This is a genomic window from Streptomyces sp. NPDC002817 (assembly GCF_053592055.1).
On sequence record NZ_JBSFUY010000037.1, the window covers coordinates 36,334 to 57,692 of the forward strand.

The following is a 21,359-nucleotide window of genomic DNA, read 5'->3' on the forward strand; positions in this document are numbered from 1 at the left end:
GGTTCAGGCCAGCAGTTCGACCTCGGACACGGTCGCCTCGCCATTCAGCACGAGGCGGTACCTCTCGTACGTACCCGGCGACCCCACCGTGAACGCGCGTGTCTGTCTGTCCCAGGCGAAGGATTCGCCGGACCGCTCGTCCAGCGTCTCCCACGAGATCCCGTCGGCCGAGCCCTGGAGCACCCAACCCGTGGGCGCCTTCGAGCGGTCCGAGGTCGAGGTGAGCGTGTACTGCACCGCCTCGACCTCCTCGGTGACCGGCAACTCGACCTCCGACAGCGCGACTTCGGTCGCCGACGTGTTGTCGAAGAGCCCGCCCTCGCCCTTCAGCACATCCGCCCGAGGTGTCGGCACCTTGTCGTCCTTGGTGATCGACACCGGCGCCGCGTTCTTGCCGGTGCCCCAGGACGAGGGCCGCGGCCCCATGTCGAAGGTCAGCGTGCCGCCCTTCGAGATCAGGGAGTGCGGAAGCGAGGTCGACGTCCAGGCCTTCCCGTTGACCTTCAGGCCCTGCACATACACATTGCGGGTGCTGTTCCTCGGAGCCTTGACGACGAGGTCCCGTCCGTTCTCCAGATGCACGGTCGCCTTGGTGAACAACGGTGAGCCGACGGCATACTCGCCGCTGCCCATCACCAGCGGATAGAAGCCCAGCGCGGAGAAGAGGAACCACGCCGACTGCTCGCCGTTGTCCTCGTCACCGTGGTAGCCCTGCCCGATCGCACTGCCGGTGTAGAGCCGGGACAGCACCTCACGGACGTTGCGCTGGGTCTTCCACGGCTGTCCCGCCGCGTCGTACATGTAGTTCACATGGTGGGCGACCTGGTTGGAGTGCCCGTACATGCCCATGCGGACGTCCCGGGCCTCCGTCATCTCGTGGATGACCCCGCCGTAGGAGCCGACGAAGTCGGGCGAGGCCGTCTCCGGGGTGGCGAAGTACTCGTCGAGTTTCTCGGCGAGCCCGCGGCGGCCGCCGTACAGATTGGCCAGGCCGCGGCTGTCCTGCGGGGCGGTGAAGGAGTACCCCCAGCCGTTGGTCTCCGTGTAGTCGAAACCCCAGACGCGAGGGTCGTACTTCGACGACTCCACACGCCAGTCACCGGCGAGATCCCGCCCCTGGAAGAAGCCGGCCCGGGAATCGAAGAGGTTCACGTACTCCCGGGCCCGGTTGAGGAAGTACTCCGACTCCTCCTCGTACCGCTTCTCACCCGTCTTCTCGTACAGCGCCTGTCCCATCCGCGCGATGCCGTAGTCGTTGAGATAGCCCTCCAGCGCCCACGACAGGCCCTCGTGCGTCTCGGTGCTGGTGTAGCCGAGGAACGGGGAGGTCTCCATCCCCTTGCGGCCCACGCCCGACGTCGGCGGCACGACGGTCGCGTTCTTCACGGCCGCCTCGTACGCCGACCCGGCGTCGAAGTCGACGCCCTTGACGTACGCGTCGGCGAAGGCGACGTCCGAGGACGTGCCGGTCATCAGGTCCGCGTAGCCGGGGGAGGACCAGCGCGAGGTCCAGCCGCCGTCCTTGTACTGCTGCACGAACCCGTCGACCATCTCGCCCGCCTGAGAGGGCGTCAGAAGCGAGTACGCCGGCCAGGTCGTCCGATAGGTGTCCCAGAAGCCGTTGTTGACGTACACCTTGCCGTCGACGATCTTCGCCCCGGTGTGCGTCGGAGTGTCGGGACCGGGCATCGGCGAGAACGGCGAGGCGTACTGGTACTTCGAACCGACCTTCTCGAAGCCGGAGTCGGGGTACAGGTACAGCCGGTACAGGCTGGAGTACAGCGTGGTCAGCTGGTCCTCGGTGGCGCCCTCGACCTCGACCTTGCCGAGGAGCCGGTCCCACTGCCGTTGCGCGCGCGATTTCACCGTCTCGAAGGAGGTGCCGTCCGGGATCTCCTGGCGCAGGTTGTCCTTGGCCTGGTCGATGCTGATGAGCGAGGTGGCCAGCCGCAGCGTGACCGTCCGGTCCTTGAACCGCAGATAGCCCTTGACCCCGCTGGAGTCGCCCTCGACCACCGGCTTGTCGAAGACCCCGTACACGAAGAGCCGCGTCGCCCCGGTCGACAGCCCGGACTTCACGTCCGAGTACCCGGTGACGACCCCGGCCGCCTTGTCGAGCGTCAGCCCCGCCTGGTCCGTCACGTTGTCGAAGAGAACGCTCGCCTCGTCGCCGGGGTAGGTGAAGCGCAGCGCCGCCGCATGGTCGGTCGGTGCCATCTCCGCCTTCAGCCCGTTCTCGAACCGCACGCCGTAGTAGTACGGCCGCGCGGTCTCGTTCTCGTGCCGGAAGGCCAGCTCCCGCGCCTCGCGGCCGGTCTCCGGGACCCCGGCGGCCACCGACGGCATCACCTGGAAGGTCTGCCGGTCGCCCATCCAGGGGCTCGGCTCGTGGCTCGCGCTGAACGCCTGGATCGTCGGCAGGTTGTCGTCGTTGTTGCCCCGCGCGTAGTCGTACAGCCAGCTCAGCGAGCCGGCGTTGGTGACCGGCGTCCAGAAGTTGAAGCCATGGGGAACGGCGGTCGCGGGGAAGTTGTTGCCGCGCGAGAAGGCCCCGCTGGAGTTGGTGCCCCGGGTGGTCAGCGCGTAGTCCGAGAGGTGGGCCTTCGGCTTCTCGGGGGCCACGGGCCCGAGCCGTACGTCGTCCAGCCAGCCGCGGAACTTCGCCGGGCCGCCGGGGGAGTCGTAGGCCACCAGGATCCGGTCGACCGTCTTCCCGGCCGCCACCGACCCGATCCGCGAGGCCACGTCGTTCCACTGGTTGACGTACAGCACCTTCGAGGCGCCCTGCCCCTGCGGCGACAGCTCGAAGCCGTGCAGGTCCCGGGCCCCGAGTCCGCTCAGATACGTGCCGTCCGTGAAGGCCAGGTCCACCGCCACGTTCGTCGCCGCGTAGTCCCGGTCGCCGTCCGCCATCGACGGGAAGACGCGGTACGCCAGCCGGGTGTCCCGGCCGACGGCCACGTTCACGTCGTAGACCTTGTTGTACGAGTACGCCCGCCCGTCCGCCGTGTGCCGCCCGGCGTACCGCAGCGCCCGCTTCCCGGTGAAGCCCGTCCGCGCCTTCGCGGTGGGGGAGCCGTTCGGCCCGCGGTCGACCAGCGAGAGCATGTCGGGCGGTACGGGCCCGTTGCCGCCGCCCGTGGAGAACTGCACGTCGGCGAGTTGCAGGATGTCGGAGGCGCCGTTGTTCGCGGTGACGTCGAGGCGGAGACGCTGGTACTCGGCCGGCTCCGCGAGGTCGTACGACTTCGTCTGGAATCGCTCGGCGAAGGACTCCCCGGAGCGGGTGTCGAGGGTCTTCCAGTCCTTGCCGTCCGCCGAGCCCTGAAGCGTCCAGTCCTTGGGGTCGCGCTCGGCGTGGTCGTTGGCCGAGACAAGGGCGTACGTCACGATCTTCCTGGGTTTGTCCAGGTCGAACTCCACCCAGCCGGTCGGCTGGAACGCCAGCCACTTGGTGCCCGGCTCGCCGTCGACGAGGTTCTCCTTCACCTCGCCGCCGGAGGTGTTCTCGGCGCTCGCGCGGACGTCCGTGACCCGGTCGGTCACATTGCCCGGGATACCGCTGCTGTAGCCGCCGTCGACGCCCGAGGCGCGCTCCACCGTGCCGGTCCAGTCCGGCACCGGATCGTCCGCCTCGAAGGAGGACGCGAACTCCCGGTCGGCGCCGGGCGCCTCCGGCAGGGCGGTCGCGGCCCCCTGGGAACCCATGGCCAAAGCGAAGGCGGTCGTGAGAACGACCGCCGGGCCTCGTCTGTACCGAGCTCTGTGCCGCATGCGCCAGCACCCTCCTGCCATCGCGGACAACGTTGTCAACTTCGATGCGCAAGGATCAGTTGTGACCCAAGTGGTCAGCGATGTCAAGGGTGTTGGGTGTGGCATTCGGGCATAATGGCGGGCATTTTTCCGTCAGGGAGTACACAGCCCGCACATATTTCCGGGAGGTCTCAACTCGGAAAAGACCCATGGCCAACCTTGCATTCGATCTTGCTCCGCTGGCGGGAAGTGGACTATACCTGTCGGCGATTCACCGCACTTCCTGCACGACCCAGCGTGACCCGAACGCGGTGCCCGGGAGGATCCGGTTCACCGCCTGAGTCCTGGAGAAGGCGAGGACTTGAGCATGGGATCCACTTCCGCCGAGAACAGCAACAAAGGCTCCGTCGGCCGCCGCGATCTGATCAAGCGGTCCGCCGCGCTCGGTCTGATCTCCGTACCCACCATGAGCGTCCTCTCCGCCTGCGCCAGCGGCGGCGGGGACGACAGTTCCGACAACGACACCGGGGGCAAGACCTCCAAGTCCAACCCCTTCGGCGTGAAGGACGGCAGCAAGCTCGACGTCGTCATCTTCAAGGGCGGCTACGGCGACGACTACGCCAAGGCCTGGGAGGCGAGCTTCAAGAAGAAGTGGGGCGTGACCTCCGTCCACACCGGCACCCAGGAGATCACCGGCAAGCTCCAGCCCCGCTTCAACGCGGGCAACCCGCCGGACATCGTGGACGACTCCGGTGCCCAGCAGATCCCGATCGACGTGCTGTACAAGAACGGCCAGCTGCTCGACCTCGCCGTGGTCCTGGACGCCCCGTCGATCGACGACCCGGCCAAGAAGGTCCGCGACACGCTGATCCCGGGCACCCTCGACGCGGGCATGCAGGGCGGCAAGGTCGTCGCCCTGAACTACATCTACACGGTGTGGGGCCTGTGGTACTCCGGCAAGCTCTTCAAGGAGAAGGGCTGGACGGAGCCCAAGACCTGGGACGAGTTCCTCGCCATCTGCAAGGACGCCAAGTCCCAGGGCATCGGCGGCCTGGCCCACCAGGGCAAGTACCCGTACTACATCAACGTCGCCATCATGGACCTGATCGCCAAGACCGGCGGCCTGGAGGCCATGAAGGCGATCGACAACCTCGAGCCCGACGCGTTCGTGGGCTCCGACGCCGCGAAGGCCGCCGTCGAGGCGATCTACGAGGTCGTCGAGAAGGGCTACCTGATGCCCGGCACGAACGGTCTGACCCACACCGAGTCCCAGACCCGGTGGAACCAGTACAAGGCCGTGTTCATCACCAGCGGCTCCTGGCTGGAGAACGAGCAGCTCAAGACGACGCCGTCCGACTTCGACATGAAGTTCCTGCCGATGCCGCTGCTGCCCGGCAGCAAGCTGCCCTTCCAGGCGATCCGGGCCGGTTCCGGCGAGCCCTTCATCATCCCGGCCAAGGCCAAGAACCTGCCCGCGGCCAAGGAGTTCGTGCGGATGATGCTGTCCAAGGAGTGGTCGACGACCTTCGCCAAGGAGGCGAACTCGCTGACCATCGTCAAGGACGGCGTCGACACCGGTGTCCAGCTGCGGCCGGGCACCCAGTCGACGGTCGAGGCGTCCAAGGCGGCCGGTGACGACACCTTCCGTTACCTCTACACCGAGTGGTACAGCGAAATGGGTACGGCGATCGAGAACGCGTCCAACGAGCTGATGGCCAAGCGGATCCAGCCGGCGGAGTGGCTGAAGCGGGCCCAGGCCGCCGTCGACAAGCAGGCCAAGGACCCGGAGTCGAAGAAGAACCACCGGGACTAGATCACACAGTGCCCCGCGCCCTCGGAAAAGGGGGCGCGGGCGTACCGCCGGGAGACCAGGGGCAGGAAACGCCAATGCGCAAAGGGCAGTACCGGTTCGTCGCGGGATTTCTGTTCGCTCCCGTGGCGCTCTATGTGATCTTCGTGATCTGGCCGTACATCCAGACGTTCGGATATTCGCTGACCGACTGGAAGGGGCAGTCCCAGACCTTCAAGTTCGTCGGCCTGGACAACTACAAAGCGCTGTTCCAGGACGACATCTTCATGGGGGCGATCTGGCACAACATCCTGTTCCTGATCTTCATTCCCCTGGTCACCATTCTGCTCGCGCTGTTCTTCGCCTTCATGCTCAACGTGGGCGGGCGCAGCCGGGCCGGCGGGGTCGCGGGGGTCGCCGGATCCAAGTACTACAAGATCATCTACTTCTTCCCGCAGGTGCTGTCGCTGGCGATCATGGCGGTGCTGTTCGGGGCCGTCTACCGCAGTGACGGCGGCGGCATGCTCAACGGGCTCCTCATCAAGCTGGGCCTGGTCGACGCCCAGAACCCCATCGAGTGGCTCAACGAGCCCGACGTCGTGCTGTGGGCGCTGCTCGTGGTGGTCGTCTGGCACGGCGTCGGCTTCTATCTCGTGCTGTTCTCCGCCGCCATGCAGTCCATCCCTAAGGACATCTACGAGGCCGCGCTCATCGACGGCGCCGGCCGCTCGCAGTCCTTCTTCCGCATCACGCTGCCCCTGCTGTGGGAGTCCGTGCAGACCGCCTGGGTCTATCTCGGCATCGCGGCGATGGACATGTTCATCCTGGTCTCCACGATGACCTCCGGGGACTACGGAGGCGGTCCCGACCACCACAGCGAGGTCATGGCGACCGTGATGATGCGCAACTTCCTGCTGTACGGCAAGAGCGGGTACGCCTGCGCCATGGGCGTGGTCATGCTCGTTCTCACCCTGATCGTGTCCGTGTTCACGTTGCGCGCCACCCGCCGCGACCGCGTCGAGTTCTGAGCGGGGAGAGAAGACACCTCATGAGCGCACCTCTCAAGGAGACCGCCGCCTCGGGCGGTTCGATCCCCGCCCAGCCCTCGATCGGCAAGACCCCGGCCCGTCCCGGCGACCAGCGTGGTGAAGGCCTCGCACTGAACGTCTTCTCGCACGGCTTTCTCGCCCTGTGGGCGCTGCTGATCGTGCTGCCGCTGCTGTGGCTGGTGCTGAGCTCCTTCAGGACCGATGCCCAGATCGGCGGTTCGGCCTTCGGGTGGCCGCAGAACTGGTCGCTGGACGTGTTCTCCCGTGCCTGGGACAAGGGCATCGGCGACTACTTCGTCAACACCGTCATCGTGCTGGTCTTCTCGGTGCCGCTGACGATGCTGTTCGGCTCGATGGCGGCGTACGTGCTGGCCCGCTACGAGTTCTGGGGCAACCGTTTCCTGTACTACTTCTTCGTGGCCGGCGCGATGTTCCCGGTGTTCCTCGCCCTCGTCCCGCTGTTCTTCATGGTCAAACGGCTGGACATGCTGAACACCTACCAGGGGCTGATCCTGGTGTACGTCGCCTACTCGATGCCGTTCACGGTCTTCTTCATGCACGCCTTCTTCCGGACCCTGCCGACCGCGGTCTTCGAGGCGGCGATCCTGGACGGGGCCTCGCACACCCGGACGTTCTTCCAGGTGATGCTGCCGATGGCGAAGGCGGGTCTGGTCAGTGTCGGCATCTTCAACACCCTCGGCCAGTGGAACCAGTTCATCCTGCCGACGGTCCTCATGCAGCCGCAGAGCGGTGACGATCCCGAGCGCTATGTCCTCACCCAGGGGCTCATCCAGCTCCAGCAGCAACAGGGGTACGCCTCCGATCTTCCGGTTCTCTTCGCGGGCGTGACCATCGCGATGATCCCGATGCTGGTCGTGTACCTGTCCTTCCAGCGTCAGGTGCAGGCAGGGCTGACATCTGCGACCTTGAAGTGAAGCACGCGTAGCGCTCCGGAACCGACCGTGCGCACGCCGTTCCCCGCCCTGGGAGCGGCGTACGCGCGCGTGCCCGGAGCCGCGGATACTGTTCAACCTCTTGACGGAAGGCGACCCGAACGGCTCAGCTTAGAGTTCACTAGTTGGACATTCACGGGGCCTCATAGAAGCGGTCCCGCGCGCAGGAGGTCGTCGTGGAGACTCCGGGGTCGCAGTCGTCGCTGCACCGAGCCAACCTGGAACGGGTCGTCCGGGCCGTCCGGCTGGCCGGGTCGCTCACCCAGGCGGAGATCGCCCGGACCACCGGTCTGTCCGCGGCGACGGTCTCCAATATCGTCCGCGAGCTCAAGGACGGCGGAACCGTCGAGGTCACGCCCACTTCGGCGGGCGGCCGGCGGGCCCGCAGCGTCTCGCTCAGCGGGGACGCCGGCATTGTGATCGGCGTCGATTTCGGCCATACGCACCTACGGGTCGCGGTCGGCAACCTCGCCCACCAGGTGCTCGCCGAGGAGTCCGAGCCACTGGACGTGGACGCCTCCTCGACGCAGGGCTTCGACCGGGCGGAAGAGCTGGTCAACCGCCTGATCGCGGCCACCGGCGTCGACCGCTCCAAGATCGCCGGGGTGGGTCTCGGCGTCCCCGGCCCGATCGACCTGGAGTCCGGTTCCCTGGGCTCCTCCGCGATCCTGCCGGGGTGGATCGGCACCAAGCCCGCCGAGGAGCTGGGAGGCCGTCTGGGCGTCCCCGTGCACGTCGACAACGACGCCAACCTGGGCGCCCTCGGCGAGATGGTCTGGGGCGCCGGCAGAGGCGCCAGAGACCTGGCGTACATCAAGGTCGCCAGTGGTGTCGGCGCCGGCCTGGTCATCAGCGGCAAGATCTACCGGGGCCCGGGTGGCACAGCGGGAGAAATCGGGCATATTACTCTTGACGAGTCCGGCCCGGTCTGCCGCTGTGGAAACCGTGGCTGCCTGGAGACCTTCGCGGCCGCGCGCTATGTGCTGCCGCTCCTCCAGTCCAGTCACGGCACCGACCTGACGATGGAAGGCGTCGTACGGCTGGCCAGGGACGGAGACCCAGGCTGCCGTCGGGTGATCGCCGACGTCGGCCGACACATCGGCAGTGGAGTAGCCAATCTCTGCAATCTCCTGAACCCGAGCAGGGTGGTCCTGGGCGGTGATCTCGCCGAGGCCGGTGAGCTGGTGCTGGGCCCCATCAGGGAGTCCGTGGGCCGGTACGCCATCCCTAGCGCGGCACGTCAACTCTCCGTTCTCCCGGGGGCACTTGGGGGCCGTGCGGAGGTGCTCGGAGCGCTCGCTCTCGCGCTCAGCGAGATGGGCGATTCGACCCTTTTGGACGGCACGCTGCATGCAGCAGCCCCTGCCTTCACTTAGAGAACGAAACCCGCCGTTGCCAACCCGTTAAGTATTTACTTCTTGACGTCGCACGTACGGCCGAGTTGACTTCCAGCCACCTCGGCCGCAACGACGCGGCCTCGTCAGGGAGGTTTCAAAAGTGAACACGCTTATGCGTCGTGCGGCCGTACCCGTTCTGGTCTCGGCTCTTGCTCTCTCCGCCGCCGCCTGTGGCAAGGCCGGAGACGACGACAACGACAGCGGCAGCAGCGGCTCCGACAACAAGTCGATCGGCCTGCTCCTGCCCGACAGTGTCACCACGCGTTACGAGCAGTTCGACCGGCCGTTCTTCGAGGCCAAGGTCAAGGAGCTGTGCGACGACTGCACGGTCTCCTACAACAACGCCGGCGCCGACGCCGCCAAGCAGGCCCAGCAGGTCAGCACCATGGTGACCAAGGGCGTGAAGGTCATCGTGGTCTCCGCCCAGGACTCGGCGGCCATCAAGTCCTCGATCGACGCCGCGGTCAAGAAGGGCGTCAAGGTCATCGCGTACGACCGTCTGGCCCAGGGCCCGGTCTCCGCGTACGTCTCCTTCGACAACGAGAAGGTCGGCCAGCTCCAGGGCCAGGCCCTCCTCGACTCCCTCGGCGACAAGGCGACCCCCAAGGCCAACGTCGTCATGATCAACGGTGACGACGCCGACCCGAACGCCGCGCTGTTCAAGAAGGGCGCCCACAGCGTCCTCGACGGCAAGGTCAAGATCGCCTACGAGCAGTCCGGCCTGTGGAAGGACTCCGTCGCCGCGCAGAAGATGAAGGCGGCGATCACCCAGCTCGGCAAGAAGAACATCGCCGGCGTCTACGCCGCCAACGACGGCATGGCCGGTGGCATCGCCACCACCCTCAAGGGCGCCGGCATCTCCGGCATCCCGCTGACGGGCCAGGACGCCGAGCTCGCCGGTATCCAGCGCATCGTCGCCGGTACGCAGTCCAGCACGGTCTACAAGGCCTTCAAGCCGGAGGCCGACGCCGCCGCCCAGCTCGCGGTCAACCTGCTCGAGGGCAAGAGCATCGACTCCCTCGCCACGCAGACCATGACCAACGGCTCCGGCGACAAGGTTCCGTCGCAGCTGCTGACCCCGGTCTCCGTCACCGTCGACAACATCAAGGACACGGTGATCAAGGACAAGCTGTACACCGTGGCGCAGATCTGCACCGCCGAGTACGCCGCCAAGTGCAAGACGGCCGGTCTGCAGTAACCCCACCGCCCCGAGGGCGTGCCTTTGATCCGGCACGCCCTCCTGGCAGGTACAAGCCCCTCCGGCGCCCGCCCCGCCTTCATACCCCGCTGCGGGACGGGCGCCGGACGGAAGCATGGCGAGCGCGCCCGTTGCCAAGAGGCACGGGCTGCGCGCAAGTTCATCAGTAAGTCGGTGCCCCCTTCGGCATCCCCCTCCGCGCTCTCATCCCAAGCGCGGCATCCCCGCCGGTCAGGCGGCGAAGGAGATGGTTCACGTGTCCGCTACGCCCGTGCTGGCGTTGCGCGGAGTCTCCAAGCGATTCGGTGCTGTGCAGGCACTCACCGATGTCGAGCTGGAGGTCCACGCCGGAGAAGTAGTCGCCCTGGTCGGCGACAACGGCGCAGGAAAGTCCACGCTGGTCAAGACGATCGCCGGCGTCCACCCCATCGATGAGGGCGTCATCGAGTGGGACGGCAAGCCGGTCAGCATCAACAAGCCGCACGACGCCCAGGGACTCGGCGTCGCGACGGTCTACCAGGACCTCGCGCTGTGCGACAACCTCGACGTGGTCGGCAACCTCTACCTCGGACGCGAGCTGCTGCACCGCGGCGTCATCGACGAGGTCACCATGGAGCAGAAGGCCCGCGAGCTGCTGTCCACGCTCTCCATCCGCATCCCGAGCGTCCGCATCCCGATCGCGAGCCTCTCCGGCGGTCAGCGCCAGGTCGTCGCCATCGCGCGTGCGCTCATCGGTGACCCCAAGGTCGTCATCCTCGACGAGCCCACCGCCGCCCTCGGTGTCGAGCAGACCGCACAGGTCCTCGACCTCGTCGAGCGGCTGCGCGAGCGCAACCTCGGCGTCATCCTCATCAGCCACAACATGGCCGACGTGAAGGCTGTCGCCGACACCGTCGCCGTGCTGCGCCTGGGTAGGAACAACGGCTCCTTCTCCGTGAAGGACACCACCCACGAAGAGATCATCGCCGCCATCACGGGTGCCACGGAGAACGCCGTGACCCGTCGTGCGGGGCGTCGCAGCACGGAGGCGGCAAAGTGAGCGACACGTCGAAGACCGAGAAGGTCGACAAGACCGCCGGAGTGGTGGAGGCACAGACCACCGTGGCTCCCGCCGACGACCCCACGGCCGCGCCGGTCGCCGTCGTCGACCCGCGTCTGCTGGTCCGTGAAGAGGGCTTCAAGGGCTACTGGACCGAGTTCAAGCGCAAGGTGAAGGGCGGCGAGCTCGGCCAGCTGCCGGTCGTCGTCGGCCTCATCGTCATCTGGACGATCTTCCAGCTCAAGAACGACCTGTTCCTGAGCGCGGACAACCTGTCCAGCATCAGCTACTTCCTGTCGGCCACCGGCATGCTCGCCATCGGCCTGGTGTTCGTGCTGCTGCTCGGCGAGATCGACCTGTCCGTCGGCTCGGTGAGCGGCCTCGCCTCCACGATCTTCGCGGTGTTCGTGGTCACCCACGGCATGAACGAGTGGCTGGCCCTGGTCCTGGCCATCCTGACCGGTGTCGGCATCGGTGTCCTGCACGGCTGGTTCTTCGCCAAGATCGGTGTGCCGGCGTTCGTCGTGACCCTGGCCGGCTTCCTCGGCTGGAACGGCCTGATGCTGTGGCTGCTGGGCGACAGCGGCACGATCAACATCCCGGACGACAGCGGCCCGGTCCACATCCTCGGGCAGGGCTCCTTCTTCATGGACCAGGCCATCATCGGTGCCTACCTGCTGGCGGGCCTCGGTGTGGCGTCCATGCTCGTGGGCTCCCTGATGGAACAGCGCCGCCGCAAGGCCGCGGGTGTGCCGTTCCGTCCGACCAGCGAGATCCTGCTGCGCGTCGGTCTCCTCGCCGTGGCGTCCTTCGCCGCCGCGGCCGTGCTGAACAACGCCGCGGGTGTCTCCAACTCCCTGGTGATCTTCCTCGCCGCGCTGGTGATCGTGGACTTCGTGCTGCGTCGCACCACGTTCGGCCGCAAGGTCTTCGCGGTCGGTGGCGGTATCGAGGCGGCGCGTCGTGCCGGTATCAACGTGGCGGCGATCCGGATCTCGGTGTTCGCCATCGCGGGTGGCTTCGCCGCGATCGGCGGTATGTTCTTCGCCGGCCAGACGGCGTCCGCGACGCTGAACGCGGGTGGCGGCAACACGCTGATGCTGGCCATCGCGGCCGCGGTCATCGGTGGTACGTCGCTGTTCGGCGGCCGTGGCACGGTGTGGTCGGCGCTGCTGGGCATGCTGGTCATCCAGTCGATCCAGACCGGACTCGACCTGCTGAACATGAACACGTCGATCCAGTACATGATCACCGGCGGCGTTCTGCTCGGTGCGGTCGTCATCGACTCCGTCTCCCGCAAGAGCCAGAAGGCGGCGGGACGCGGCTAGCGCCCAAGCGCCCCAGGGGCGTGGGTGAACTTGCGGGTACCAGTCCCTCGTGGCTGGTCGCGCAGTTCCCCGCGCCCCTTCTCGGCGTTGTAGTACCGGGTGATTTTGGGTACAGCCGATCGCGTGACGTATCACCCACCGCCCGAGTCTCGTCCGCAAAGACGGAACATTAGACTCGACAAGCCCGGCAACAGCTCTACTGCAAGGAGGCACGGGTGCCGCTGCTGACCCGCATCAGGGGACCGCGCGATCTGGACCGGCTCAGCCTGGAGCAGCTGGACCAGCTGGCGGAGGAGATCCGGACCTTCCTCGTCGACGCCGTCTCCAAGACCGGCGGCCACCTCGGCCCGAACCTCGGCGTGGTCGAGCTCACCATCGCCCTGCACCGTGTCTTCGACTCACCGAAGGACAAGGTGCTCTGGGACACCGGACACCAGTCCTACGTCCACAAGCTGCTCACCGGCCGCCAGGACTTCTCGAAGCTCAAGATGAAGGGCGGCCTCTCCGGCTACCCCTCGCAGGCCGAGTCCGAGCACGACGTCATCGAGAACAGCCACGCCTCGACCGTCCTCGGCTGGGCCGACGGGCTCGCGAAGGCCAACCAGATCCAGAAACGCGACGACCACGTGGTCGCCGTGATCGGAGACGGCGCCCTCACCGGCGGCATGGCCTGGGAGGCGCTGAACAACATCGCCGACGCCAAGGACCGGCCACTGGTCATCGTCGTCAACGACAACGAGCGGTCCTACGCGCCGACCATCGGCGGCCTCGCCAACCATCTGGCGACCCTGCGCACCACCGACGGCTACGAGCGCTTCCTGGCCCGCGGCAAGGACCTCCTGGAGCGCACCCCCGTCGTCGGCAAGCCGCTCTACGAGACCCTCCACGGGGCCAAGAAGGGCCTCAAGGACTTCATCGCGCCCCAGGGCATGTTCGAGGACCTCGGCCTCAAGTACGTCGGCCCCATCGACGGCCACGACATCGAGGCCCTGGAGTCCGCGCTGGCCCGCGCCAAGCGCTTCGGCGGCCCGGTCATCGTCCACTGCCTCACCGAGAAGGGCCGCGGCTACCAGCCCGCCCTCCAGGACGAGGCCGACCGCTTCCACGGCATCGGCCCCATCCACCCCGACACCGGCCTGCCGGTCAAGGCCTCCGGCGCCGACTGGACCTCCGTCTTCGGCGACGAGATGGTCCAGCTAGGCAAGGAGCGCGAGGACATCGTCGCGATCACCGCGGCCATGCTCCAGCCGGTCGGCCTGAAGAAGTTCGCGGACGCCTTCCCGGACCGCATCTACGACGTCGGCATCGCCGAGCAGCACGGCGCCGTCTCCGCGGCGGGCCTGGCGACCGGGGGAGTGCACCCCGTCTTCGCCGTCTACGCGACCTTCCTCAACCGCGCCTTCGACCAGGTCCTGATGGACGTAGCCCTGCACAAGTGCGGTGTGACGTTCGTCCTCGACCGGGCCGGCGTCACCGGCACCGACGGCGCCTCCCACAACGGCATGTGGGACATGTCGATCCTCCAGGTCGTCCCGGGACTGCGGCTCGCCGCGCCCCGCGACGCCGACCAGGTGCGGGCGCAGCTGCGCGAGGCCGTGAAGGTCGACGACGCGCCTACCGTCGTACGGTTCTCGAAGGGCGCCGTCGGCCCCGCCGTGCCCGCGGTGGGCCGGGTGGGCGGCATGGACGTGCTCCGTGAGCCGGGGACGGACACGCCCGACGTGCTCCTCGTCTCCGTGGGCGCCCTCGCGCCGATGTGCCTGGAGATCGCGGGCCTTCTCGACAAGCAGGGCATCACCACCACCGTCGTCGACCCGCGCTGGGTCAAGCCCGTCGACGAGGCCATGGCCCCGCTCGCCGAGCGCCACCGCGTCGTCGTCACCGTCGAGGACAACTCCCGTGTCGGCGGCGTCGGTTCGGCGATCGCCCAGGCCCTGCGCGACGCCGGCGTCGATGTCCCGCTGCGCGACTTCGGCATCCCGCCGCGCTTCCTCGACCACGCCTCTCGCGCCGAGGTCATGGCGGAGATCGGTCTGACCGCCCCGGACATCGCCCGTCAGGTCACCGGTCTGGTCTCCAAGCTGGACGGCAAGTACGGCAGCGCGGCGGCCGAACCGGAGCCCGCGCGCGACTGACCCGTACGACCGGATGGGCCGGTTCCACCACCGCGAAGGGTGGTGGAACCGGCCCATTTGCGTGAATCACCACGCGCCGGGGCATACGCAGTACGCCCCCTCTCGATCATGTCGAGGACGACACAGCGTGGGAGGTACACCCGTGAGCAGCACACTCTTCCGGACGAAGAGAGTCGAGCAGTCCATCCTCGATACCGAGGAGCCGGAACACGCGCTGAAGAAATCCCTGTCGGCGCTCGATCTGACGGTCTTCGGTGTCGGTGTCATCATCGGCACCGGCATCTTCGTCCTCACCGGCACGGTGGCCAAGAACAACGCCGGCCCCGCCGTCGCCCTGGCCTTCGTCGTGGCCGGCGTCGTCTGCGCGCTCGCCGCGCTCTGCTACGCCGAGTTCGCCTCCACCGTCCCGGTGGCCGGCTCCGCGTACACCTTCTCGTACGCCTCCCTCGGGGAACTGCCCGCCTGGATCATCGGCTGGGACCTGGTCCTGGAGTTCGCGCTCGGCACGGCGGTGGTGGCCGTCGGCTGGTCCGGGTACATCGCGTCGTTGCTGGACAACGCGGGCTGGCATCTGCCGGAGGTGCTCAGCGGCCGGGACGCCGCCGACGGCTTCGGCTTCGACATCCTCGCCGCCGCGCTGGTCCTGGTGCTCACCGGCATCCTCGTCCTCGGCACCAAGCTCTCCGCCCGGGTCACCTCGCTCGTCGTCGCCATCAAGGTGACGGTGGTCCTGACCGTGATCGTCGCGGGCGCCTTCTTCATCAAGGGCGACAACTACGACCCGTTCGTCCCCAAGGCGCAGGCCGTGGAAGCCGGCGGGGACCTCCAGGCCCCGCTCATCCAGCTGATGTTCGGCTGGGCGCCGTCCAACTTCGGTGTGATGGGCATCTTCACCGCCGCCTCCGTCGTCTTCTTCGCCTTCATCGGCTTCGACGTGGTGGCCACGGCCGCCGAGGAGACCAGGAACCCGCAACGGGACATGCCCCGGGGCATCCTGGGGTCCCTGATCATCTGCACGGTGCTCTACGTCGCCGTGTCGATCGTGGTGACCGGCATGCAGCACTACAGCGAACTGTCCATCACGGCACCGCTCGCCGACGCCTTCAAGGCCACCGGGCATCCCTGGTTCGCGGGCTTCATCAGCTTCGGCGCCGCGGTCGGCCTGACGACGGTCTGCATGATCCTGCTGCTGGGCCAGACCCGGGTGTTCTTCGCGATGAGCCGTGACGGACTGCTGCCGCGGTTCTTCTCCCACGTCCACCCGCGGTTCAGGACCCCGCACCGGCCGACGATCCTGCTCGGCGTGGTCATCGCGATCGTCGCGGGCTTCACACCGCTGAGCGAGCTCGCCGAACTGGTCAACATCGGCACCCTGTTCGCCTTCGTCGTCGTGGCGATCGGCGTGATCATCCTGCGTCGCACCCGCCCCGACCTGCCCCGCGCCTTCCGCACCCCGTGGGTACCGGTCCTGCCGATCCTGTCGGTGCTCGCCTCGCTGTGGCTGATGCTGAACCTGCCGGCCGAGACCTGGCTGCGGTTCGCGATCTGGATGGTCCTCGGCTTCGTCGTGTACTTCCTCTACGGCCGCTCCCACAGCCGCCTCGGACAGGAGCAGGAGAAGACGGCCGGCAGCGCGCAGTAACCCTGTTCAGGGGCGGACGGTGCGCGGCCCCGCCACCTCCGCCCCCAACTCCGTGACACGCCGCCGCAGTTCACGATCGGCGGTGACGACCAGAACGCGGCGCCCCGCCGCCTCGGCGACCAGCTCGACCATCCGGTCGTCCCCGCTGCCGGGCGCCGCGTCGACCCGTACCCCGGGCACGGGCTCCACACCCCGGGCGGCCCCCTCGACCACGAGCACGAGCTCCACGGGCCCGTCGTGCCCCGGCACCCCGTCCGCCGCCAGCCGGTCCCGCAACCGCTCTGCGGCCCCCCGCCGGTCCCGCCACCACCCGTCGGGCACCGACCCGACGACGTTCGCGGCATCGACGATCACGAGGAGCGGGGCTTCGGCGTTCATGGGGCCAGGGTGTCACGGCCGGGGGCACTACCCGGGGGTGACCAGGCAGGGCTCAACAGCCCCCGCATAGAGTGAACCGGTGAACGGCGACTGGCTCCTCCGCGGCCGCGACGGCCGGCTCAGCGTCTATCTGCCGTCCGGCGAGTCCGTATGGTGCCGGGCCGAGCAGGGACCCGGCGGCTCCTGGGAAGCGGCCCCGCGCAAGGTCGGCGGCGACCAGAAACTCCGCCCGGGCCTCGCGATCGGCCAGGGCGGCGACGGCTACGCCCATCTCGTCTCCTGGCGGCCCACCAAACCCGGCGAGTCCGGGCTCGTGCACTCCACGCACTACCGCCCACGCCTCGCCGCCCTCGACTGGACGCCCATCGGCCACCCCAACAAGACGGGCGACCGCACCGGCACGCCCGCCGTCGCGGTCGACGCCCAGGGCCGGGCCCATGTCTTCGTCCGCAACAAGGGCGGCGGGGTGAGCATGGTCGCCCAGAAGGAGAAGGGCGGCTGGGACCCGTGGCGGGACCTCAAGGGACGTGACGTACAGGAGGACCTGGCGGCGGTGACGGGCGAGTCGGGGTGCGTGGAGCTGTACGCGGCCGTCCCCGGCGGTGTCCTCTACTGGCGCCAGGAGAAGCCGGGCGCCCAACCCGCCCTGGTGGAGGAACTGGAGACCCCGGTCCGCCCGGGCACCCTCCGCGCCCTGCCGACCTCCCCGGAGCACACCACCCTCTTCTACACCGACGACTCCGGCGACCTGTGCGCCTGGCGCCCCGGACACAAACCCCTCACCCTCCTCGCCTCGGCGGGCCCCGGCCCGGTCTCCGCCGTCCGCTGCGAACTGGACGGCCACGACTGCACGTTGCTGGCCCAACGCTCGGCGAGCGGCCGCGTGGCCTTCGCCGCGTACCCGACGGAACAGGAGTCGGCGGGCGCGTGGTGGACGGAGTCGGGGCCAGGGCTCTCGGCGGATGCCGGGGTGTCCCTGGCGACGGACGAGAACGGCGGTGTGGTGGCCGCGTCACTGTCCCCGTCGAGCGGCCAACTCCTTTTCACGCGACGCAAGGACGAGCCGGGCCTGGCCTTGGAGGCATGGCGCGCCCTCTAAGGGGCGCGGGGAACTGCGCAATCTTTTAGGGGGTCTGGGGGCAAAGCCCCCAGGGACGGGAAGGGTAGGGGCGGCGGGGGCGAAACCCGCTTTTGGCCAGCCCCAACGCCGAGTGCCCCGCACACCGAAACGGCATGCAGGGCACCGGCACAAACAGCGGAGCGCCTACGCGGGGACGCTGGCCGCACCCGGCGCCAGGAACTTCTTCCCGTTCACCCGCTCGGAGACACCCTCGCGGTCCAGGTACGGCGTGATGCCGCCCAGGTGGAAGGGCCAGCCCGCACCCGTGATCAGGCAGAGGTCGATGTCCTGGGCCTCGGCGACGACACCCTCGTCGAGCATGAGCCCGATCTCCTGCGCCACCGCGTCGAGGACCCGCTCGCGGACCTGCTCCTCGGTGAGGACGGAGTCGCCCTGCTCGAGGAGCGCGGCGACCTCGGGGTCCAGCTCCGGCTTGAACCCGTTTTCCGCGGAGTAGACGTAGAAGCCGCGCTTGCCCGCCTTGACGACGGCCGCGAGGTTCGGGGAGACCGTGAACCGCTCCGGGAAGGCGCGGTTGAGGGTCTCGGAGACGTGCAGACCGATCGCGGGACCGACCAGCTCGAGGAGGACCAGCGGCGACATCGGCAGACCCAGCGGCTCCACCGCCTTCTCCGCGACCTCGACCGAGGTGCCCTCGTCGATGACGTTCTGGATCTCGCCCATGAAGCGGGTGAGGATGCGGTTCACGACGAACGCCGGGGCGTCCTTCACCAGCACCGCGGTCTTCTTCAGCTTCTTGGCGACACCGAAGGCCGTGGCCAGCGAGGCGTCGTCGGTCTGCTCACCGCGGACGATCTCCAGCAGCGGGAGGATCGCGACCGGGTTGAAGAAGTGGAAGCCCACGACCCGCTCGGGGTTCTTGAGCTTCGACGCCATCTCGGTCACCGACAGCGAGGAGGTGTTGGTGGCGAGGATCGCGTGCGCCGGGGCGACCGCCTCGACCTCCGCGAACACCTGCTGCTTGACGCCGATCTCCTCGAAGACGGCCTCGATGATGAAGTCCGCGTCGGAGAAGCCCTCGGCCTTGTCCAGCACACCGGTGACCAGGGCCTTGAGACGGTTGGCCTTGTCCTGGTTGATACGGCCCTTGCCGAGCAGCTTCTCGATCTCGGCGTGGACGTAGCCCACACCCTTGTCGACGCGCTCCTGGTCGATGTCGGTCAGGACGACCGGCACCTCGAGGCGGCGCAGGAAGAGCAGCGCGAGCTGGGAGGCCATCAGACCGGCGCCGACGACACCGACCTTGGTGACCGGGCGGGCCAGCGACTTGTCCGGCGCACCGGCGGGACGCTTGCCGCGCTTCTGCACCAGGTTGAAGGCGTAGATGCCGGCGCGCAGTTCGCCACCCATGATCAGGTCGGCGAGGGCGACATCCTCGGCGTCGTAGCCCTGCTGGAGGTCGCCGTTCTTGGCGGCGGCGATGATGTCCAGGGCGCGGTAGGCGGCCGGGGCCGCGCCGTGCACCTTGGAGTCGGCGACGGACCGGCCGCGCGCGACGGCCTGGTCCCAGGCCTCACCGCGGTCGATGACGGGACGCTCGACCTTGACGTCGCCCTTCAGCACCTGGGCGGTCCAGATCAGCGACTGCTCCAGGAAGTCCGCACCCTCGAAGAGGGCGTCGGCGATACCGAGGTCGAAGACCTGCTGGCCCTTGAGCTGCTTGTTCTGGTTGAGGCTGTTCTCGATGATCACCGAGACGGCCTTGTCGGCGCCGATCAGGTTCGGCAGGATCGTGCAGCCGCCCCAGCCGGGCACCAGACCGAGGAAGACCTCGGGCAGCGAGAAGGCGGGGAGCGCCTTGGAGACCGTGCGGTACTCGCAGTGCAGACCGACCTCGACGCCACCGCCCATCGCGGCACCGTTGTAGTACGCGAAGGTCGGGACCGCGATGCCGGCGAGGCGCTTGAAGACCTCGTGGCCGCCCTTGCCGATGGCGAGCGCGTCCTTGTGCTCCTTGAGGAGCTCGACACCCTTGAGGTCGGCGCCGACCGCGAAGATGAACGGCTTGCCGGTGATGCCGACGCCGACGATGTCGCCGGCCGCGGCCTCCGCCTCGACCTGGTCGATGGCGGCGTCGAGGTTCGCCAGCGACTGCGGGCCGAAGGTGGTCGGCTTGGTGTGGTCGAAGCCGTTGTCCAGCGTGATGAGCGCGAAGCGCCCGGCGCCGAACGGCAGGTCGAGGTGGCGTACGTGCGCGGACGTCACGACCTCGTCGGGGAACAGCTCGGCCGCACCCTTCAGAAGCTCAGCGGTGGTGCTCACTTGTCGCCTCCGGCGTCCTTGTGGTTCGGGTTCTCCCAGATCACCGTGGCGCCCATGCCGAAGCCGACGCACATGGTGGTGAGGCCGTATCGGACCTCCGGCTGCTCCTCGAACTGACGGGCCAGCTGCGTCATGAGACGCACGCCCGAGGAGGCCAGCGGGTGACCGAAGGCGATCGCGCCGCCGTACTGGTTGACGCGCGCGTCGTCGTCCGCGATGCCGTAGTGGTCCAGGAAGGCCAGGACCTGGATGGCGAAGGCCTCGTTGATCTCGAACAGGCCGATGTCGGAGATCGACAGCCCCGCCTGCGCGAGCGCCTTCTCGGTGGCCGGGATCGGGCCGTAGCCCATGACCTCCGGCTCGACACCCACGAAGGAGTAGGAGACGAGGCGCATCTTCACCGGGAGGTTGTTCTCGCGGGCGAAGTTCTCGGACGCGATGAGCGAGGCGGTGGCACCGTCGTTGAGACCGGCGGCGTTGCCCGCGGTCACCCGGCCGTGGACGCGGAACGGTGTCTTGAGACCGGACAGGTTCTCCAGCGTGGTGCCCGGGCGCATCGGCTCGTCGGCGGTGACCAGGCCCCAGCCCGTCTCACCGGCCTCCGGGTTGGTGCGGCGCACGGAGATCGGGACCAGGTCGGCCTGGATCTTGCCGTCGGCGTACGCCTTGGCGGCCTTCTCCTGCGAGCGCACGGCGTACTCGTCGGCGCGCTGCTTGGTGATCTGCGGGTAGCGGTCGTGCAGGTTCTCGGCGGTCATGCCCATGAACAGCGCCGACTCGTCGACCAGCTTCTCGGAGACGAAGCGCGGGTTCGGGTCCACGCCCTCGCCCATGGGGTGGCGGCCCATGTGCTCGACGCCACCGGCGATGGCGATGTCGTACGCACCGAAGGCGACCGAACCGGCGACCGCGGTGACGGCGGTCAGGGCGCCGGCACACATGCGGTCGATCGAGTAGCCGGGCACCGACTGCGGCAGACCGGCGAGGATGCCGGCCGTGCGGCCGATGGTCAGACCCTGGTCGCCGATCTGCGTGGTCGCGGCGATGGCGACCTCGTCGATCTTCTTCGGGTCGAGACCCGGGTTGCGGCGCAGCAGCTCCCGGATCGCCTTCACGACGAGGTCGTCGGCGCGGGTCTCGTGGTAGATGCCCTTCGGGCCCGCCTTGCCGAACGGGGTGCGGACGCCGTCGACGAAGACGACGTCCCTGACGGTACGAGGCACGATGGCTCTCCTCCAGATGCGGGATGGCACTGCTGCACTGCACAAGCGCTGAGCGCGCGCTCAGGTCCATGC

General features: G+C 68.3%; 14 protein-coding genes. 10 read left to right on the forward strand and 4 right to left on the reverse strand.

Annotation, left to right across the window (positions count from 1 at the left end; all coding sequences use genetic code 11):
• Window positions 1-3: 3 nt before the first annotated feature.
• Window positions 4-3,774: a GH92 family glycosyl hydrolase gene (locus ACWD3I_RS41495; protein ID WP_365398897.1), complete on the reverse strand. Its 3,771-nt coding sequence runs from the start codon at window positions 3,772-3,774 to the stop codon at window positions 4-6.
• Between the two features lie 346 nt (window positions 3,775-4,120).
• On the opposite strand from ACWD3I_RS41495, the gene ngcE reads away from it, so the two are divergent.
• The 9 genes from ngcE to ACWD3I_RS41540 all read left to right on the forward strand — a co-directional run bounded on the left by ngcE (window position 4,121) and on the right by ACWD3I_RS41540 (window position 16,283).
• The gene (gene ngcE / locus ACWD3I_RS41500) at window positions 4,121-5,566 is read left to right on the forward strand and encodes an N-acetylglucosamine/diacetylchitobiose ABC transporter substrate-binding protein (protein ID WP_365398895.1); all 1,446 of its coding nucleotides are present in this window, start codon (window positions 4,121-4,123) and stop codon (window positions 5,564-5,566) included.
• A gap of 74 nt (window positions 5,567-5,640) precedes the next feature.
• On the forward strand, window positions 5,641-6,570 hold the full coding sequence (locus ACWD3I_RS41505; RefSeq protein WP_365398892.1) for a carbohydrate ABC transporter permease: 930 nt from the start codon (window positions 5,641-5,643) through the stop codon (window positions 6,568-6,570).
• A 20-nt stretch (window positions 6,571-6,590) separates the two neighbouring features.
• Window positions 6,591-7,526, forward strand: a complete 936-nt coding sequence (locus ACWD3I_RS41510; protein ID WP_365398889.1) for a carbohydrate ABC transporter permease — start codon at window positions 6,591-6,593, stop codon at window positions 7,524-7,526.
• A gap of 194 nt (window positions 7,527-7,720) precedes the next feature.
• Entirely contained in the window at window positions 7,721-8,920 is a 1,200-nt protein-coding gene (locus ACWD3I_RS41515) for an ROK family protein (protein WP_171143186.1), read from the forward strand.
• 133 nt (window positions 8,921-9,053) lie between these two features.
• Window positions 9,054-10,139, forward strand: coding sequence for a sugar ABC transporter substrate-binding protein (locus ACWD3I_RS41520; RefSeq protein WP_365398985.1), 1,086 nt, complete (start codon window positions 9,054-9,056; stop codon window positions 10,137-10,139).
• Between the two features lie 247 nt (window positions 10,140-10,386).
• Entirely contained in the window at window positions 10,387-11,178 is a 792-nt protein-coding gene (locus tag ACWD3I_RS41525) for an ATP-binding cassette domain-containing protein (protein WP_365398885.1), read from the forward strand.
• Window positions 11,175-12,506, forward strand: a complete 1,332-nt coding sequence (locus tag ACWD3I_RS41530) for a sugar ABC transporter permease (RefSeq protein ID WP_365398883.1) — start codon at window positions 11,175-11,177, stop codon at window positions 12,504-12,506. Before ACWD3I_RS41525 ends, ACWD3I_RS41530 begins: the two co-directional genes overlap by 4 nt.
• A gap of 215 nt (window positions 12,507-12,721) precedes the next feature.
• Window positions 12,722-14,641 (forward strand): 1-deoxy-D-xylulose-5-phosphate synthase, encoded by a 1,920-nt coding sequence (gene dxs / locus ACWD3I_RS41535; RefSeq protein ID WP_365398880.1) that lies wholly within the window; start codon window positions 12,722-12,724, stop codon window positions 14,639-14,641.
• Window positions 14,642-14,783: 142 nt separating this feature from the next.
• Window positions 14,784-16,283, forward strand: coding sequence for an amino acid permease (locus ACWD3I_RS41540; protein ID WP_365398877.1), 1,500 nt, complete (start codon window positions 14,784-14,786; stop codon window positions 16,281-16,283).
• 6 nt (window positions 16,284-16,289) lie between these two features.
• Here ACWD3I_RS41540 and ACWD3I_RS41545 read toward each other — a convergent pair whose 3' ends face one another.
• Window positions 16,290-16,661: a PIN domain-containing protein gene (locus ACWD3I_RS41545; RefSeq protein ID WP_365398874.1), complete on the reverse strand. Its 372-nt coding sequence runs from the start codon at window positions 16,659-16,661 to the stop codon at window positions 16,290-16,292.
• Between the two features lie 79 nt (window positions 16,662-16,740).
• Between ACWD3I_RS41545 and ACWD3I_RS41550 the strand changes: the two genes are divergently transcribed.
• The gene (locus ACWD3I_RS41550) at window positions 16,741-17,760 is read left to right on the forward strand and encodes a hypothetical protein (RefSeq protein WP_365398871.1); all 1,020 of its coding nucleotides are present in this window, start codon (window positions 16,741-16,743) and stop codon (window positions 17,758-17,760) included.
• Between the two features lie 165 nt (window positions 17,761-17,925).
• On the opposite strand, the gene ACWD3I_RS41555 is transcribed toward ACWD3I_RS41550, so the two are convergent.
• Window positions 17,926-20,064 (reverse strand): 3-hydroxyacyl-CoA dehydrogenase NAD-binding domain-containing protein, encoded by a 2,139-nt coding sequence (locus ACWD3I_RS41555; protein WP_365398868.1) that lies wholly within the window; start codon window positions 20,062-20,064, stop codon window positions 17,926-17,928.
• Window positions 20,061-21,287, reverse strand: coding sequence for a thiolase family protein (locus ACWD3I_RS41560; protein WP_365398865.1), 1,227 nt, complete (start codon window positions 21,285-21,287; stop codon window positions 20,061-20,063). The genes ACWD3I_RS41555 and ACWD3I_RS41560 overlap by 4 nt, the downstream gene beginning before the upstream one ends.
• Between the last annotated feature and the right edge of the window lie 72 nt (window positions 21,288-21,359).